General features: G+C 42.2%; 14 protein-coding genes. 7 read left to right on the forward strand and 7 right to left on the reverse strand.

Annotated features, from left to right (window positions below; translation table 11 throughout):
* Positions 1 to 8: 8 nt before the first annotated feature.
* Positions 9 to 2,036 carry a glutamine--tRNA ligase/YqeY domain fusion protein gene (locus Q8M62_RS03425; protein ID WP_304899590.1) on the reverse strand — a complete coding sequence of 676 codons (2,028 nt, stop codon included), beginning with the start codon at positions 2,034 to 2,036 and terminating at the stop codon, positions 9 to 11.
* A gap of 205 nt (positions 2,037 to 2,241) precedes the next feature.
* The gene (locus Q8M62_RS03430; protein ID WP_304899591.1) at positions 2,242 to 2,589 is read right to left on the reverse strand and encodes a hypothetical protein; all 348 of its coding nucleotides are present in this window, start codon (positions 2,587 to 2,589) and stop codon (positions 2,242 to 2,244) included.
* A 75-nt stretch (positions 2,590 to 2,664) separates the two neighbouring features.
* Between Q8M62_RS03430 and Q8M62_RS03435 the strand changes: the two genes are divergently transcribed.
* On the forward strand, positions 2,665 to 3,810 hold the full coding sequence (locus Q8M62_RS03435) for a cysteine desulfurase family protein (RefSeq protein WP_304899592.1): 1,146 nt from the start codon (positions 2,665 to 2,667) through the stop codon (positions 3,808 to 3,810).
* A gap of 74 nt (positions 3,811 to 3,884) precedes the next feature.
* Complete coding sequence (locus tag Q8M62_RS03440; protein WP_304899593.1) at positions 3,885 to 4,496, forward strand: Uma2 family endonuclease; 612 nt, start codon at positions 3,885 to 3,887, stop codon at positions 4,494 to 4,496.
* Positions 4,497 to 4,548: 52 nt separating this feature from the next.
* On the opposite strand, the gene Q8M62_RS03445 is transcribed toward Q8M62_RS03440, so the two are convergent.
* From Q8M62_RS03445 to Q8M62_RS03465, 5 genes are all read right to left on the reverse strand, one after another.
* On the reverse strand, positions 4,549 to 5,130 hold the full coding sequence (locus Q8M62_RS03445) for a nucleotidyltransferase family protein (protein ID WP_304899594.1): 582 nt from the start codon (positions 5,128 to 5,130) through the stop codon (positions 4,549 to 4,551).
* Between the two features lies 1 nt (position 5,131).
* Positions 5,132 to 6,247: an XdhC family protein gene (locus Q8M62_RS03450; protein WP_304899595.1), complete on the reverse strand. Its 1,116-nt coding sequence runs from the start codon at positions 6,245 to 6,247 to the stop codon at positions 5,132 to 5,134.
* Positions 6,248 to 7,522, reverse strand: coding sequence for a sterol desaturase family protein (locus Q8M62_RS03455; RefSeq protein WP_304899596.1), 1,275 nt, complete (start codon positions 7,520 to 7,522; stop codon positions 6,248 to 6,250).
* 107 nt (positions 7,523 to 7,629) lie between these two features.
* Positions 7,630 to 8,298: a response regulator transcription factor gene (locus Q8M62_RS03460; RefSeq protein ID WP_304899597.1), complete on the reverse strand. Its 669-nt coding sequence runs from the start codon at positions 8,296 to 8,298 to the stop codon at positions 7,630 to 7,632.
* A 38-nt stretch (positions 8,299 to 8,336) separates the two neighbouring features.
* A complete protein-coding gene (locus tag Q8M62_RS03465) occupies positions 8,337 to 10,229 on the reverse strand; it encodes an ATP-binding protein (protein WP_304899598.1) in 1,893 nt (630 codons plus the stop codon).
* A gap of 194 nt (positions 10,230 to 10,423) precedes the next feature.
* Here Q8M62_RS03465 and Q8M62_RS03470 point away from each other — a divergent pair, with 194 nt between their 5' ends.
* From Q8M62_RS03470 to Q8M62_RS03490, 5 genes are all read left to right on the forward strand, one after another.
* Entirely contained in the window at positions 10,424 to 13,852 is a 3,429-nt protein-coding gene (locus Q8M62_RS03470; protein WP_304899599.1) for a hypothetical protein, read from the forward strand.
* A 102-nt stretch (positions 13,853 to 13,954) separates the two neighbouring features.
* Positions 13,955 to 14,428 (forward strand): hypothetical protein, encoded by a 474-nt coding sequence (locus Q8M62_RS03475; RefSeq protein ID WP_304899600.1) that lies wholly within the window; start codon positions 13,955 to 13,957, stop codon positions 14,426 to 14,428.
* 10 nt (positions 14,429 to 14,438) lie between these two features.
* Positions 14,439 to 15,179 carry a glucosamine-6-phosphate deaminase gene (locus tag Q8M62_RS03480; RefSeq protein ID WP_304899601.1) on the forward strand — a complete coding sequence of 247 codons (741 nt, stop codon included), beginning with the start codon at positions 14,439 to 14,441 and terminating at the stop codon, positions 15,177 to 15,179.
* A gap of 286 nt (positions 15,180 to 15,465) precedes the next feature.
* Entirely contained in the window at positions 15,466 to 16,794 is a 1,329-nt protein-coding gene (locus Q8M62_RS03485) for a sugar MFS transporter (protein ID WP_304899602.1), read from the forward strand.
* Positions 16,776 to 17,936, forward strand: coding sequence for an N-acetylglucosamine-6-phosphate deacetylase (locus Q8M62_RS03490; protein WP_305668014.1), 1,161 nt, complete (start codon positions 16,776 to 16,778; stop codon positions 17,934 to 17,936). The genes Q8M62_RS03485 and Q8M62_RS03490 overlap by 19 nt, the downstream gene beginning before the upstream one ends.
* Positions 17,937 to 17,963 lie beyond the last annotated feature (27 nt).

Genomic DNA, 17,963 nt, shown 5'->3' on the forward strand with positions numbered 1-17,963 from the left:
ATCAAGTTTTATCCCAACTTCTCAGCTTCAACTTTCAAAATTTCATTTTCATCATTCTTACAGGATTCAATAAAATCTGAAATTGCCTGATTTTTAACCTGACCGTTTTTCAACAAAACCCCCACCGAAAGAAGGACACCGATTCGGGTTCCTGTCTTCTTTGAAGCAGTACCAAAAAGCGGCTCTAATTCATCATAGGTGACATCTTCAGCAAATTCCCGAATTGAGTTCATTGCGGTTTCCAATTTTTCACCGGAGAGATTGGTCAGTTTTTTGCCGATTTGTTGAATCTCATTCAAGGCAGATCGCTGACTCTGGGCTTGTACCGAGGTTTGGGGCTTAGGCTGATTTTGGGCTGGAGTTTCCGTATTCTGTTTAGCCCAAGTATCTTTCAAACCTACCGTTTTGTTAAATACCAGTTTTCCATCCGAGGAATCCAAATCCAAAGTAAAGTATCCCAATCGTTGGAATTGATACTTTTCATCCAAGGTTGCATTGGCCAAAAAAGGCTCGAGATATGCTTCATTGATACTATTCAGAGAGTTGGGGTTCATGAATTCCATGAAATTCTTTTCCTCATGCGAATCCGGCGCTTCTTCCAAAAACAAGCGATCGTATTCCCTAACCACAGCCTTAATCGCATGTGCAATAGAAACCCAATGAAGCGTTCCTTTTACTTTTCGCTGACTGGCCTCGGATCCGCTTCCGGATCGGGATTCAGGATCATAGGTACAGTGGATCTCAAGGATAGTTCCAGCTTCATCCTTTACTACAGACTCCGCTTTGATGAAATAGGCACTTTTCAGCCGAACTTCATTTCCTAAGGAAAGGCGGAAGAAATTTTTACCTCCATCTTCTTTAAAATCTTCCCGCTCGATGTATAATTCTCTGGAAAAAGGCACCTCATGAGTTCCTGAATCAGGTTGCTCGGGATTATTTTCCATCTCAAGGAATTCAACCTTCCCTTCAGGGTAATTGGTAATGACCAATTTTACCGGATTCAATACCGCCATCACACGGGTGGCGGTTTTATTCAAATCTTCGCGGATACAAAACTCCAGCAAGGAGACATCGGTCACATTGTCACGCTTTGCAATACCTGCCAAATCACTGAATTTACGAATTGAAGTTGGGGTGTAACCTCTTCTTCTTAAGCCGGAAATGGTAGGCATTCGGGGATCATCCCAACCCGCTACCACTTTGTTCTGCACCAGTTCGAGTAGCTTTCGCTTACTCATTACAGTATAGCTCAGATTGCGTCGGGCAAACTCCCGTTGCTTCGGTCTCAGTAGCTTCGAATCATAGATCTGATCGATGTACCAATCGTAAAGTTCCCGATGAGCTTTGAACTCCAAGGTACAAAGCGAATGAGAAACCTGCTCGATATAATCTGACTCGCCATGTGCCCAATCATACATGGGATAAATGCACCATTTATTCCCGGTGCGATGGTGGTGTGCATTGATGATTCGATACAAAATCGGATCCCGCATGTGCATGTTAGGTGATGACATGTCGATTTTGGCACGTAGAACATAACTTCCAGCCGCGAATTCCCCATTTTTCATTCGCTCAAACAAATCCAAGCTCTCTGAACTAGGGCGATTACGATAAGGACTTGCAGTTCCGACTGTAGTTGGTGTACCCTTTTGGGCAGCTATTTGCTCAGAAGTTTGCTGATCTACATAGGCCTTGTCTTCTTTGATCAATTGAACAGCCCAATCGTGAAGCTGCTGAAAATAATCTGAGGCATAGCACTCATTGGCCCAGCTGAAGCCAAGCCAAGCGATATCCCGCTTAATGGCGTCCACGTATTCCTGTTCCTCTTTGGAAGGATTGGTGTCATCAAAGCGGAGGTTGACCGGAGCATTATACTTTTCGCCTAAACCAAAATTCAGACAAATAGATGCTGCATGTCCGATGTGTAGGTAGCCGTTAGGTTCGGGAGGAAATCGAAAGCGAAGTTTTTCTTTGTGAAAACCATTCGCTAAGTCTTCCTCGATGATATGTTCAATAAAATTCAGTGATTCTGTCATAGCCTAAAATTCAAGGCCAAAATTAGTCCAATTGGTAGGAATTGCAACCAAAAAACGAACGAGACAATATTAGAAAAAAGATCCAAGACACAAGACGCATGAAACAGAATAGGACAACCGATTCTAGACAAAGTCATTGCGACTTTATTATGTTTCTAATTTTTATGACACTAAAGTCTTACATCTAAAGTCTAATGTCAGGCGTCTAAATTTCGTCCATCTCACGGCTCGGCCAATAAGCTCCGATTAATTTAATTTTTTGATTTATCTGGTCGATTTCAAAAGTCATTTCCATTTCATCCCGGGCTTTTTCATGAATCGCCAAACAAGCATTGAAATGAACCAAGTCAAAATCCAAAGTCAGTTTTCCCGCCGTCGCAGAGGAAAAGTGTGGAGAGCTCTTCAGTTTCACTTTTTCAGAAACTGCTCCATCTTTTTTGAAATAGTAGGACAAAAAAATACCCAGATCTTTTTCTTTTTCTATTAAAATGGCTTTCAGTTCATTTTCAGGAAAATCAGTGTTGGGAAAATCAAAAGTCCAGGATTCTTGCATGGGTTTTAAAGATAGAAAGATGGAAGTTACATAAATCTGTAAGTGATTCGGGAGAGAATAGCTTATTTTTAAGCCATGCAATACCCCATTTATCTTGATTACAACGCCACAACGCCCTGTCTACCCGAGGTCATTGAGGCAATGCTGCCGTACTTCGAAACACACTTTGGAAACGCTGCCAGCAAAAGTCATCCTTACGGTTGGGTAGCGGAAAATGCTGTGGAAGAAGCTAGAGAAAACGTCGCCAATTTAATCGGGGCCAAATCCAAAGAAATCATTTTCACTTCCGGAGCTACTGAGGCAATAAATTTGGGAATCAAAGGAACGTTTGATGCCTACCTTGGGGAAAAGCAGCATTACATCACTTGCAAAACGGAGCACAAGGCGGTTTTGGACACCTTTGCCGAATTGCAAAAAAGAGGCGCTGACCTCACTTACCTTGAAGTGAATTCCAAAGGAGAAATCAGTCTGGACGAACTGGAAAAAGCCATTCTTCCACACACCAAACTAATCTGCCTGATATGGGCAAATAATGAGACGGGAATTATCCATCCGGTGGAAAAAATCGCTGAACTGGCCGAGAAGAGAAATGTTATTTTTTTCACAGATGCAGTTCAGGCAGCGGGTAAAATCCCTGTTTTTACTAAAGGAATTCACCTGATGGCAATATCTGCGCATAAGCTATACGGACCAAAAGGAGTAGGGGCTCTCTTCGTAAGACATAATCACGATTTGCCCAAACCACTGGCTCAAATTCATGGAGGAGGACATGAGAAAGGAATGCGGAGCGGTACGCTCAATGTTCCGGGAATTGTTGGGTTTGGAGCCGCAGCTCAATTGAGAATGAACCAAATGGAGCAGGAGGGAAGTAGATTGGGAACTCTTCGGGATAAATTGGAAAAAGGCATTCTGGAGATCTCGGGAACTTTTCTGAACGGAAGTCAGGAAATCCGATTGCCACACGTAACGAACATTGCTTTTGGTGGTGTAGAAGGAGAGGAGTTGCTCAGAAGAGTCAATCAGAAAGTTGCTGTGAGTTCGGGTTCGGCCTGTACTTCAATTTCACCCAAACCCAGCCATGTACTTCAGGCGATGGGAATAAATTCCGATTTGGGCAGAGCATCGATTCGGTTTAGTTTGGGAAAAGGAACCACTGAAAAAGATATCGAGGATGCGATTAGTTGGGTGAAAAAAGTGGTTGAAGACTTGCGGAAAAATTGAATTTTAACCAGTTATCATTGCAAAAACATAAAACCCAATTTCTATTAAATGCTTTCCTATCAGTATATTTAACCATGAAAACTGGAAAAGAACCAAATACTGTCGAAGAACCTAAGGCTGAGTATGGCCTCTATTCCTATGCTGATTATTTGACTTGGCAGTTTGAAGAAGTAGTGGAGCTGATCAAAGGAAAAATTTTCAAGAAAGCGGCGGCGGCACCAAAGCGAATTCATCAAAAAGTATCTGTAAAGTTGGTATCTAGACTTTATGTTTTCTTGGAAGGAAAGAAATGTCAAGTCTATGATGCTCCATTTGATGTCCGTTTTCCAAAAGAATCCAAAGAAGATCACAAAATTCATAATGTCGTGCAACCGGATATCTGTGTGATTTGCGATCCCGAAAAGCTGGACGATCGGGGATGCATCGGAGCGCCCGATTTAATTGTGGAGATCCTTTCTCCGGGAAACAGCAAGACCGAACTTAAGCATAAATTTAATCTCTACGAGTCACACGGTGTCCGGGAATATTGGATCATTCATCCCGAAAATCAGAATCTGTTGATCTATACGCTTATAAATGGAAAATATGTTCCCTCAGGTTTGCTGACCTCAGGTGATGTGGTCGAATCGACTGTATTAGAAGGTTTTAAACTAGACCTGGAGGAATTTTTTGGGGATATAGAATAGTTTCATGCTTTAATTTTTCAATCCGCCACGGCGGACCAGGTCTTCAAATCTTTCAATTTTTCAATTGTAGCAAATCCTCCTCCGTGTCAATATCAATTTTCCCTTTTGGAAAGGGGATACTTACCAAATCCTCCTCGTGGGCAAGTGCAATTTTCTTTGCACCTTCGTCACCTTTGAGCTCCATCAATTCCTTAAAATAGGCTTTTCCAAAAAGAATCGGTACACCAACAGTCTTTGAATACCCACAGGCTACGATCCCTTTTCCTTCTTTCGCCTGAGTAGTGATCAACTTGTTCAGAATCTTCGCATCTACAAAAGGCTGATCACACAGCATGATGATGACCTGATCCGGTTGGTCAAATTTGAGCATATACTCCAAGCCAATTTTAAGACTGGAAGACATCCCTTTTTCGTAGTGAGGATTCGGGATATTTGGGATGCTGGAACCTGGAAATGTCTTCTTGATTTCATCCCGGTTTGCACCGAGGACCAAGATACGTTTATGAGCTTCACAGCCATTTGCAGCATCTATTGCGAGCTGAAGCAAGGTTTTATCCTTGTATTTAGCGATTTGTTTTGGGTAGCCAAGCCGGCTTGATTCTCCGGCTGCAAGTATGATTATTCCAGTTTTCATTTTAAATCTTTTCGTGGATTGGACCGGCTTTTTCCCGGAGGAAAATAGGCTGTTTTTTGTTCAATACTGCTTTGATTTCAGCCAAAATGGAAAGCGCAATTTCCTCGGATGTTTCAGCTCCGATTTCAATTCCGACAGGAGCGTATAAATTATCGGTATGAACTTGAATTCCTTTAGTTTCCAACCTTTGAATCAGCTTTTCTGTCTTGCGCTTGGGTCCTAAAATTCCGATGTAAGGAATCATGCAAGTCAGTAATTTCTCCAAGATAATCACTTCATATTCAAAATTATGAGTCATGAGGAGTGCGACTGTGTTGGGATCTGTTTCGATTTGTTCAATCACTTCTTCAGCAGGACCTTGAAGGATTTTCGTTGCAGAAGGGAATCGTGTCTGAGTTGCGAGGTTTTTTCTTCCATCAATCAATATCAACTCTAGGCCTAAAATATCAGCCATTTTGGCCAAGGGTACCGTATCATTTCCTGCACCGAAAAGTAAAACCCGAATCGGAGGCTTAATCAATTCAAAAAAAACTGAAACTTGCTGATATTTTGAATAGGACTTAATGACATTTTGCGGAGCATCGAAATCACTGATTTCTTTTTCTAGTACCTGTCTAAAATCCGCATGAACTTTGGATAAACTTCCAAAGTCATGGTTTCCTTTTTTCAAATAGATCGTTCCGATCTGCTCTGATTTGGAATTGGGGACCGAAAAAAGGGTCAGTAGAAGTGAGATTTCTCGGTCAGAAAATGCTTTTTTGATCAATTCAATGGGATTTTCCGGATTGATGAACTCAATCGGTTCAATCAGGACATGGATGATTCCATTGCATCCCAGACCCACACCGAATTTCTGATCGTCTTCATCAGTGGTGTCGTAAGTAACAAGCATGGATTTCTGCTGAAAAATCACTGCTTGGGCTTTGCGCAGCGCATCGCCTTCCAGACAACCACCACTGATTGCACCGGTAAGATTGCCTTCCTGAGTCACCAGCATTCGCGCTCCCGGTCGACGATAGGCCGAGCCATCCACTTGTACAACCGTTGCCAATGCAACCGGTTGATTTTCGGTTTTGCAGACTTCGTAGGCCTGAATGATCTGCTGAAGTTCTTTCATTTACTGCATCCGGAGTTTGTTGGTAAGCTCAAGCTTTTCTTTTCGCAAAGAAAACCAAACTGAAAAGAAAGCTGAAATAACCAGGTACCCGACAAAAATATAAACCGAACCAGGCAAAAACTTATTCAATTCAAACCAATCTCCTGAATTCACCACGAAGTACAGCGCATAAGATACCTTGAGCAATTCCCAGGCCCATGCATTCGGATTGCGATCCATCAGTTCGGTGTAGGCAAAGACAGTCAAAAAGACAAATCCGCCATAATAAAATATACCAGGCGCACCGATAGTTGCCAGATTTCCAAATAAATAACTAAGCAAAAAAAGGAGTGCAATCAATTGACCAAAACTCCAAATCAACATCCCTTTGGAAAGTTGCGGATTGTATTTTTCGAAGTGATATACATCCTCGATCTTGTTCACCGGATAGTTTTTAGCAACATCGGCAGGTCTCCAACCCAAAGGCATAAACCAGATTTTGAGTTTGTCTTTCCAGCTTTTTGCTCTCCATGCGTCTTTAATCAAAAGCCAAAGGTGCATGAAGTTAATCTTGATCGGATTCCAGGTTTGGACCGGACGTGTTACCCCATATACGGCAGGAATTTCTTCCTTTTCTTCTTGATAGGTATTGAATATTTTATCCCAAATGATGAAAATCTGTCCATAATTTTTATCTAAGTACTCGGGGTTAATCGCATGATGAACGCGATGGTGGGAGGGGGTGACGATGATTTTCTCCAAAAAACCCATCCGCTTAATATGCTGAGTATGATACCAAAACTGAGCAAAAAGATGTAGTGGAGCTACAATAGCGATAACTTGTGGGGGTACACCCAAAATTGCAGCAGGAATCAAGAAAATGCCGAAAATCTTAACTATTGAAGAAATGCTTTGTCGCAGGGCGCAGGCCAGATTAAACTCCTCGCTGCTGTGGTGGATGATGTGGTTGTTCCAAAAAATATTGTATTCATGCGATATCCGATGTGCCCAATATCCGGCAAAGTCCAAAGCGATAAATGCTATTACATAGGTGAGCCAAGTGGCTTCAAATTGAACCAATTCGAATTGATTCACCATCCACTCATAAGAGATGACAATCAGACTGAGCCCCAAGACATCCTTGGTGACATTGGTCATTCCCGAACTCAGACTGGAAATCATGTCGTTCAATGGAACAGTGTCATTTCCTTTCCAAATTCCCCAAAATTTTTCAAACAATACCAGCACAAAAAATGCAGGCATGGCAATCAGTAGAATTTGTCCGTAAGCTTCCATTGGGTTTATCGTTCGCAGGTTAAACTTAAAGATTAACCTGATTCAAATCAAAAAGATATTCCAAAACAGAAAAAATGGGCCTGTTAAAAGGAATATATTGACTTTGGTCAAAGCCAGTGACTTTTATGTGCTAGGTTAATTACTTGTGCCTGCGAATTGACATGTAGTTTTTGGTATATGTTTGCGATATGCTTACGAATTGTCAGTGTTGAAATTTCCAGTTCAACTGAAATTCTTTTTGCATCCCAGCCGTTTATTAGGTGTCGAAGGACTTCTTTTTCGCGTTCAGTGAGTAATTCTGGCAATTCAATTTTGGAAGATTTTGAGACCGTATTTGTCCTGCTAAGTAATTGGAGCGTCTTTCGGGCGATACCCGGACTCATCGGTGCCCCACCGAATTCAATGACATTCTGTACCGATTGTAAAATATTATCCGAAGGTTCATGCTTAAGCAAATAACCCGAAGCACCGGCTTGGATTGCTTCAAATATATTCTCCTCATCATCGAACACCGTTAAAACCAAGAAATGAATTTGCGGATATAGTGCTTTACCGATCCGAATAGCTTCTATGCCATTCATTATAGGCATTTTAATATCCATAAAAACCACCTGAGGTAAATTCCCATGGTGCAATGCTTCCAATTCGGAAAGGGCGGATTTTCCGTTATCAGCAATGAACATCATTTTCAAGGCATTATTCCCCTCGGTCTTCAATCGGAAACTTCTTACGTTAACAGGATTGTCTTCTACGAGTGCGATACGATAAATTTCCATGGTTCAAAATTCTGTGGAAAAAACAGGATGGGCTATAATCAATTTGCAGTAGGTTCTATCCGAACCGATGTACCTTTGTCTCCAATAATCCCTTGCCATGAAATACTCCATCCTGAAGTTTTTGCGCGTTTTTTCATGTTTTCCAGTCCATTTCCAGAAAAATTGGTTGTATCAGAGTTTATGCCTCTGCCATCATCCTTTACCTCAACTGACCAGGATTGATGACATTTGAGTGAAATCGTGATCAGCTTACAATCACTGTGCCTCAGAGCATTATTGGTCGCCTCTTGAAGAATTCGAAACAGGTTAAATGCTTCAGCCGATGGCAATGTCTTGTCTTCCATGATTTCTTCGTAAAAGTTGATCTGAATTTTCGGATAGGAAGAATTTAATCGCTGAAGGTAAAGTTTGAGTCTGTCGCTGAGGGCAGTAAGTCTAAGTGAGTCATTTTTCAATGCCCAAATAGTGTCATTCAATTCGCTGATCATTGACCGGGAATTGAGTTGAAGTTCTCGTAAGGCTGTTTTACCCAAGTCATCCAAATGATCAGATTTAATATATTCCAGGTTTGAGGTGATGGAAGCGGCAAAAGCTCCCAAATTATCATGAAGATCAGATGAGATTCGTTTTCGCTCTTGTTCTTTGGCTTCGAGAATTGACTTTTGAGCTTTGAATTTTTCGGCTTCCTGAAACTTAACCCGTTCGATTTTTTCCTTTCTTTTGGAAAAAACCAAGCCAAGTGCAGCCAAAAGGATGACAATAGCTAATGCCGCTAAAGTCCCGTAAACGACCCGCTCTCTTCGAATCAGATCCAGCTGTTGCTGTATGATCGTGTTTTCCTTCTGCTGCAACTCATATTGTGTTTGAAGTTCAGCTAGGGCCCGTTCTGAATTTATAGTATAAAAGACATCTTTTGCTTTGATGATCTGTTCGAGCGTCTCCTGATACTTTTGCAAGTTGCCGGATGCCTTGTATGCTTTAGCCAAAGCCTCAAAATAAATTAATCGTAGATTTATGGAGTTTGTGAATGTGTTGGAGTCCAAAGTATTCGGGTCAGGCATTGTTCCTTCCAAAATATTGTTGGCCAGATTTATGACCTTTTCATTTTGACCGGATTTTAAATAAAAATTGAGAAGGGCCTCCTTATCATCTGCATATAAATTTTGATCACCGGTGAGTTTCCTTGCTTCAAGAAGTTCAATCAGTGCATGTTCAGCTTCTATCAGATCACCTCTTTTCAATGCCAATTCTGATTTTCGCTGTAGGGCTGTCGAATAAATGGGCAGATTATTCACTTCTTTGCTCAATTCCACTCCCTTGTTGATGTAAAAAACGGCGGAATCCTCTTTTTCAAGTTGGATAAAAGCATTGGCCTTATTGATCAAAATAGAGGCTTTGGCAGTTTGAAAATCCAAGCCTAGACCCAAGTTGGTTTCTGCTTTTTTAATCCAAGTAAGTGCTTCCTCCGGGTAATTTCTGGCAAGTGCGATTGAGGCGATTGAATTCTGGTTTATGGATAGGTTAAGCAGATCCCCGATTGATTCTGCTTCCTTCACCAATTGGTAAAGAATATCCAAAGCTCCGAGGTAGTCCATGCGTCCCCCTTTGGAAATGGCTTTCAGTCTCATCAATTTAAAATAACCCTCGCTAGTCGCTTTGTTGTCAAACGCTAGCCTCGGAAGCACTCCGTCTATCAGAACAACCGCACTATCCAGCCAACCCCAACGGTAATAATCCTGGGCTTTTGCGAATGCTCCCAATGAGATAAGCGAGTCATTTTTTGTCTGTAGCGCAAGGCTATAAGCCTCATAGGCATATTTGTCAAGGGTATCCCGGGGAATGTTATAATGGACTTCGCACAGGGCAAGGATGGCGTTTAATCGTTCTAAATCTGTTTTTGCCTGATAGATTTTGGTTCGTAGGGAGTTCAATTCTACGGATTGACCGAAGGTCATACACGTGACAATGGTGAAAAAAAGACAGTATATCAGTCGCTTACCCATGGATTAAAAATAGCATTTTTCGCTTCTTCTACTCCAAATTGAGTATTTTTTTCGGGATTTCATGAGACCAATTTTGAATGCTTCAAAGCCTGAAGTTTTTCCAAAATTCAAACTACACAGCCATGAAAAATCTACAATCCATTTTATTGCTTTTTGGAATATTTATATTCCTTTTTTCCTGTAAAGACCCTGAAGAAATAGATCCTACGGTTCCGATTTCGGAAAATCCAATCCGTCCTCCAAAGGGAATTGTAAAAACAAATCTCATCGGAAGGGTGATCGATGAGCAAAACAATCCATTGGTAGGAGCTACTGTCCAGGCAGGCGGACGACAAACGGCGACAGACGTCAATGGGATCTACACTTTTTCGGATGTATCCATTGACGGAGACCGGGGCTACATCGAAGTCAGCAAAGCCGGATATTTTGACGGGCATCGAGTAGTGGAGCCTTATCGGGATAAGCTTTCCCAAGTTCCGACGCTCCGGTTAATTGAAAAGAAATCTATCGGCACGATAAGCGCTGCTTCCGGCGGAAAAGTCGGAATATCTGGAGGGATCCAGGTGGAGCTTCCTGCAAACGCCGTGGAGAATTATTCGGGGCAAATCAATGTGGTGGCATCCTATATCAATCCAACGTCTCACGATTTCATAGCGAGAGTGCCAGGAGACCTCATAGCTGAAAATGCTCAGGGAAAAATTGGGATTTTAGAATCCTATGGAATGGCTCACATTGAGCTATTGGACAATTCAGGAAAAGAACTCAAAATCAAAGCAGGTTCAAAGGCGATTTTAACACTTCCCATTCCTCCATCTATGGTTGCTAAAGCCCCTGCTTCGATGGAGATGTGGTTTTTTGACGAGGCGAAGGGAATATGGAAAGAAGAAGGAAAAGGAACCAAACAGGGGAGTGTTTATGTAGGGGAGGTATCCCACTTTTCACTCTGGAATTTTGACAAATGGAATCCTTTCCGCTTTATACCTACGACCATCAAGTGGCTTTTTGATTACCTGCTAGGAACGACAAGTCCGGACGGAAATCCCGATATGCTTACAGATCTGTTAAAAGAAATGGAAGGAGGGAAAAAGGGGATGTCAGTGCATGTGACACGAAAAAGTACCGGTTCCACCGTTTACCATCGGAACCTTACCTATCCATCAAAAACCTCCAAAAACCCCTTTTCCGCCGATTTTACGGAAGATATCAGACTACCTGACGGCTTGGATGGACAGGAAAAACTTGTCGTGAAGATCTATCCACTTCAGCCGGGTGGCCCTGAATATCCCGTCAATGAACGCTACACCCCCGTGCCGGGTGAAACACCAGTACCTATGCCTGAATTCGTTCAATCGGATGATTTTGAAAAAGTCGAAAAAGAATATGACGCAGATTTCACCAAAGCTCCCACATCAAAAATCGAAGTGATAATTCCTCCTGTAACTCCTGTAGATGGCAAAGGTGCTTACATCATCAATGTGAACGGAAAAACCGTCAATTGTGATAAAAATGCCCTGAGACAGGGCTATGCCTATGCGAGCCTGAGAAGTGGAAATAAAGTACTTGCCTCGGCCTATGCACCGATATTCAATGACGGCTTGTTTACGATCAATTATTTCATGAAGCAAAAAGGCCCTGATCTGGTCAATAATGTGGTATTGACGATCTATGATGTGCAATCCGGTAAAAAAAGTAAGGACATCCAAATTTTTGTAAATCCTTCATTGCCCTACCAATTCAAGGAGAATATTTCAGTCTGCAATGAGCCCAATGATCCGGGTAACCAAACTCCGACCAAAATTTTCACAGGTTCAATAACCATTTCCACTACACAGCAACTTCAGGCTTTTATCGACTCGGCTTACACTGAAGTAGGAAGCTTGAGTTTAAGTACTGCAGCTATTAAAGACCTGGGTGGAATTTCTTCTCTCAAAAAAATAGGTACACTTTTTATCGGTCAGACAAATATCGAAACGCTAGGTGGACTGGCTGAAGTTGAAGAAATCACACAAGCCATTCGGATTCAGAATAATGGTAACCTGAGAAATATTGGTTTCCCTAAACTTATTACCAAAAACATGGCAGGCGGCCTGTACATTAATACCAATCCCAGCTTACAATCTATCACTTTCCCCAATTTGGAGGAAATAGGTTCAAACGGGCAGGAATTTAGTATCTATCTAAATGCATCTCTTTCCTCGATCTCTATGCCCAAGTTCCGGTCAATTACTAATGCCAGCCAATTCACGTTATCAAACACGCTGTTGAAAAATTTGGACTTTTTGGCAAACGTCACTGGGAATCCTTCGGGCTATTTGGTACTTGATGCAAATAATGAGCTAATCAATTTGAACGGAATTCAAAAAATTATTCCACAAAGAGGGGTATGGATTAGAAACAACAAAAAACTCGAAACTCTAAATGGGACTGGTTTGAATGTTCAAGATTTGTATTATACCGTTATTCAAGACAATCCCGAGTTAAAAGATATTTCAGCAATCACTTCAAAAATTAAATCAGGGTTTCAGATTTTGATCAACCGGAATCCAAAGATCGAATCCATCACCTTCACAAACTTAGAAAGGCTTGTCGATTTTTCGGGAATCAATATATCAGTATCACCCGGCTTGAAAATCTTGGATTTACCTAAATTGAAGGAAATTCAGGGTTTTTTTATTATCGATGATGCCAAAGCACTGACTTCTGTCAATGCTCCAATATTGGAAAAAATCTCCCATCGACTTTATTTTGCAACACTTTATTCTTTGGAAGCCTTGGATTTCCCTGAACTCAAGGATGCACTTAGCTTGGAGTTTTACCATACCCAAGGTTTGAAATCGCTGAATGGCTTTAACAAACTCGAAAAATTGAGCGGAACTTTTTCTGTCAATCTTGCTGCAACTCCGGTTCCCAACCTCGCTTCGATCAATGGATTAAACAGTCTAAAAACTGCCCAAGCCATCTTGATTAATGATGATCAAAATGGTTCGAAGCTTTTGGAAATTAAAGGGTTTAAAGCACTAACGGACATTCAGTCGGTCTTCTCTCTAACTCGCTTGGGAAAATTAAGCGATGTAAGTGGATTTGCCAATCTGACCACCGTAGGTCAGGATTTTACAATTCTTCTCACTTCTTTGCCAAAAATGCATGCTTTCGCTAAGCTCAACAGGGTAGGTACCGGCGCAAGCGGAACCTTAACTCTTCATAACAACAGCGAATTAACAGACTTGGATGGATTTAATGCCCTAAAAACATGCAGTCAACTTTCGATTAACTCCAATCCCAAACTGACTCAAATTAATGGTCTTTCAGGACTAGAAAAAATTGCTTTGGGGATTAGTATCACCTCCAATAAATCACTCAATACGCTTAATGGTCTGGCTAATTGGACTGGAGCAACTGTGAATGTTTCCGTATCAAGCAATGAGAGCCTTTCGGATCTTTGCGGACTGACAAAAATTGCCAAAGAAGGCACAATCACTAATTACTCTGTTAGTTCTAATTCCTACAATCCAACCCTTGCCCAGCTAAAGGATGGAAACTGTAAAAAATAGTTGGCTTGAGTTTGAAAGTAAAAACCGTCTCCATGAGATGGTTTTTCTTTTTTATACTATTTGGGCTTGAACTGATATCTTTGAATACCCAAGTCAAAATGTATGGAAATACCCAGTCTCGCCAATCTTAAAAAGGACCTCAGCTACCTTCCCGAAAAAGAATTGATTATGCTGATCACCGATTTGGCCAAATTCAGTCGTGAAAACAAGGCCTTTCTCTATTTTAAACTCAACGAGCGTGACCAGCCCAATTTGTTTGTGGATGCGGTCAAAGAAGAGTTGGACGAGGCATTTCTGCTGGCTAACACCCGTCATTATCATGTGGCAAAAAAAGCTGCTCAGACCATTCGTCGCAAGCTCAATAAATCCCTCAAATTGAGTAAAAACAAAGCTGATCAAGCAGAATTGATTCTTTACTTCTGCGAGCAGATGAAAAAATATGACTATCAAAGGCATGGCCATCCTGTGATCAATAATTTATATCATGTTCAGATCGGAAAAGCCAAAAAGCTCATTTCCACTTTGCATGAAGATTTACAAAGTGATTATGAATACCGAATTGAAGAACTTGAATAAGCCCTAGCCTATGACTCTTAGCATTTCTCCAAACCCTATCGAATTAGGCCAAAAGGCCGGAAGCATTGGCGCCGAACTGATCCGAAAAGCCATACGAAAGCAAGGTTTTGCAAATATCATCCTTGCCACAGGAACCAGTCAGTTTGAGACTTTGAGTCAGCTTTTGACAGAAAAAGACATCGATTGGAGCAAGGTGACTGTGTTCCACTTGGACGAATACATCGGAATTCCAATTTCACATCCTGCCAGTTTCAGAAAATATCTGATGGAGCGATTTTTCACTCATGTCCCACAATTGAAAGCCTATCACCTGATTAGTGGAGAGAAAAATCCCGATGAGGAATGCGATCGGCTTTCGACTTTAATTCAAAACCATCCGATTGATGTGGCTTTTGTGGGAATCGGAGAAAACGGGCATTTGGCCTTCAATGATCCACCGGCTGATTTTGAGACTGAAAAACCTTATTTAGTCGTCGAATTGGATCAGGCTTGCCGCATGCAGCAATTGGGGGAAGGATGGTTTCCAAGTTTGGAGGAGGTTCCTACTCAAGCCATCAGCATGTCGATCAAGCAAATTATGAAATCAAGGTCTATTATTTGTTCTGTTCCGGATCGAAGAAAAGCCCAGGCAGTGAAGGACTGTCTTGAAGGCAAAGTATCCAATCTTAATCCTGCATCCATTCTTCAAAGCCATCTGGATTGTCAGATTTTCTTGGACGAACCCGCTTCATCCTTGCTTTCAAATAGTTAAATAACGTAGTTTCCTGTGAGTGGAGACACTCACAGGGGCGAAAAGATTGTCTGCCGAAGTGAGTGTCCACACTCACTTCATTAAAAGTTTTCTTTCTACTCATTTTCATCCTTACTTTTCAACCATTGATCGGAAAAATTTTGGATGGATGACATAAAATTTGGTATTTAAGGCAAAAGGAGAAATGATCTAAAATCCGTGAGTGAAGACCTGCCTGAGGCAGACAGGCACTCACAGCTTCCAGGAAATCACCATTTTTCTTAAGCTTAAACCCCAAAACCAGCCTATGTCAACCAAAACTGCTGCGGTGCGCGCCGATCAGCTTAGCCAACGGGATACTTGGATCTCTATTGGCATCATCGGGATGCTGTTTTTCATTTTCGGCTTTGTCTCTTGGGTCAATGCCATCCTGATTCCTTACTTCAAAATCGCCTTTACGCTTAGTAATTTCGATTCCTACCTCGTCGCTTTTGCCTTTTATATTTCCTATCTGGTCATGTCTGTCCCTTCTTCCTATTTGCTCAAAGCGGTCGGATTCAAGAAAGGCATGATGTTCGGATTCTTCGCAATGGCAGTTGGAGCCTTCATTTTTGTGCCTGCAGCGATGAGCCGAACCTATGAAATTTTCCTTTTGGGATTGTTCACTTTGGGAACTGGTTTAGCTGTGCTTCAGACCGCAGCCAATCCTTATGTCACCATTCTAGGTCCTAAAGAGCGGGCAGCCCAACGAATCAGTGTGATGGGCATTTTCAACAAAGGAGCGGGTATTTTGGCACCGATTCTTTTTGCCGCAGTGATCCTGAGGGTAGGAGACAATGAAATGTTCCAGCAATTGGATATTATGAGCCCAGCCGCAAAAGATGCCGCCTTGGATGAGCTGATCCGAAGGGTGATTTTGCCTTATACCGTAGTCGGTATCGTGCTCTTGGCTTTGGGGATTTTTGTGCGGTTTTCGCCCTTGCCGGAGATAGACACCGAGCATGAAACAGCCGAAGTGGCAGAAGCCAATTCCGGTAAAACCTCCATTCTTCAGTTTCCACATTTGATGTTGGGAGCTTTAGGGATTTTCCTGCATGTCGGGACTCAAGTGATTGCGATCGATACAGTGATCGCTTATGCGGATTCCTTTGGGATAGGCTTGATGGAAGCCAAAGTATTTCCATCCTATACGCTGGCTTTTACGATTTTGGGCTATCTGATCGGGATTTCACTGATCCCCAAGTTCATTTCCCAGGTGAATATTTTGCGTATCTGTACACTTTTGGGGACACTTTTTACCCTGATGATTATTTTCACTTCAGGTCAGGTGACTCTCATGGGCATCACTTCTGATGTTTCCATTTGGTTTGTTGTCCTTTTGGGTTTAGCCAATTCCCTGGTTTGGGCGGGAATTTGGCCTTTGGCATTGGATGGCTTGGGCAGATTCACCAAGCTGGGCGCTTCGATTATGATCATGGGGCTTTGCGGCAATGCCATCATGCCCTTGATTTATGGCTATCTGGCCGATCTGTACAATGTCCGATTGGCCTATTGGGTGCTTTTCCCCTGTTATCTCTACTTGGTCTATTATGCTGTTTATGGGCATAAAGTTAGAAAATGGGCCTTCTCCTCATGAAAATCCAAGGCAACTCATACCGTAACAGCTCCGGGATCGAGATTTCTTTTTCCGAAGGAATCATCGACAGCATCTCCGAAACCCAATCTTCAATTGACAAAGACCTATTCCTCGGACCGGGTTTTACAGACATTCAGGTCAATGGCTATGGAGGAATCGATTACAATGAGATTCAATCAGATCCGATGAATTTAGCCGGGATTTCCAGGCTCTTGTATCAAGAAGGCGTTACCACACATTTCCCGACGATCATTACCAACGATGCCGAGCAAATCAGCAAATTAATCCATCAGATTGTTTCTCTTCGGAAAGGGGATGAGCTGTCCCGGATGAGCATCGAAGGATTGCATATTGAGGGGCCTTTTATATCGCCAATTGATGGACCAAGAGGCGCGCATCCTAAAGAATTTGTGCGTCCACCGGACTGGAGTTTGGTGCAGAAGTGGCAAAATGAGTCCAAGGGTTTGATCAAAATGATCACCCTTTCACCGGAATGGGAAAATTCCAATTCATTCATCGAGCGATGCGTGGATTACGGTATTCTGGTTTCCATCGGCCATACGAATGCAACTCACCAACAAATCTTGGATGCTGTCAGTGCCGGGGCAAGGTTGTCTACCCATCTTGGCAATGGGATGCATCCGATACTTGCACGTCATCCCAATTACCTTTGGTCTCAGCTTTCGCAGGACCTTTTGGGAGCTTCTATAATTGCAGATGGATTTCATCTTCCGGCAGAAGTGATTCAGGTTTTTCAGAAGGTAAAAAACGAAAAGCTCCTATTGGTCAGCGACTCAGTTTCTCTGGCAGGAATGCCCGCGGGGGATTATAAGCTTCACATAGGAGGAGAAGTGACCTTGACTCGGGAAGGGAAGCTACACCTCACATCCAATCCGTCGATCCTTGCCGGATCGGCTTCCAATATCCGCAGCGGAGTTTCATTTCTGGTAAAAAACAAGCTCACCTTACTTCCCGAAGCTTGGGAAATGGCCTCAGTTCGTCCGGAAAAGCTTTTGAATCCAGGTCATAAAATTTTCGAAGAAGGAGCGATTGCCGATTTGATCCTTTGCAGAATGAGTGAAAATGGTGAGCTTCAAGTTATTAAAACCATCAAACACGGGAGGGAAGTCTATTCCGCCTGAATTTACCAGAACCCTAAAACTACTTAT

This window comes from Algoriphagus sp. (assembly GCF_030694375.1).
GTDB lineage: Bacteria > Bacteroidota > Bacteroidia > Cytophagales > Cyclobacteriaceae > Algoriphagus.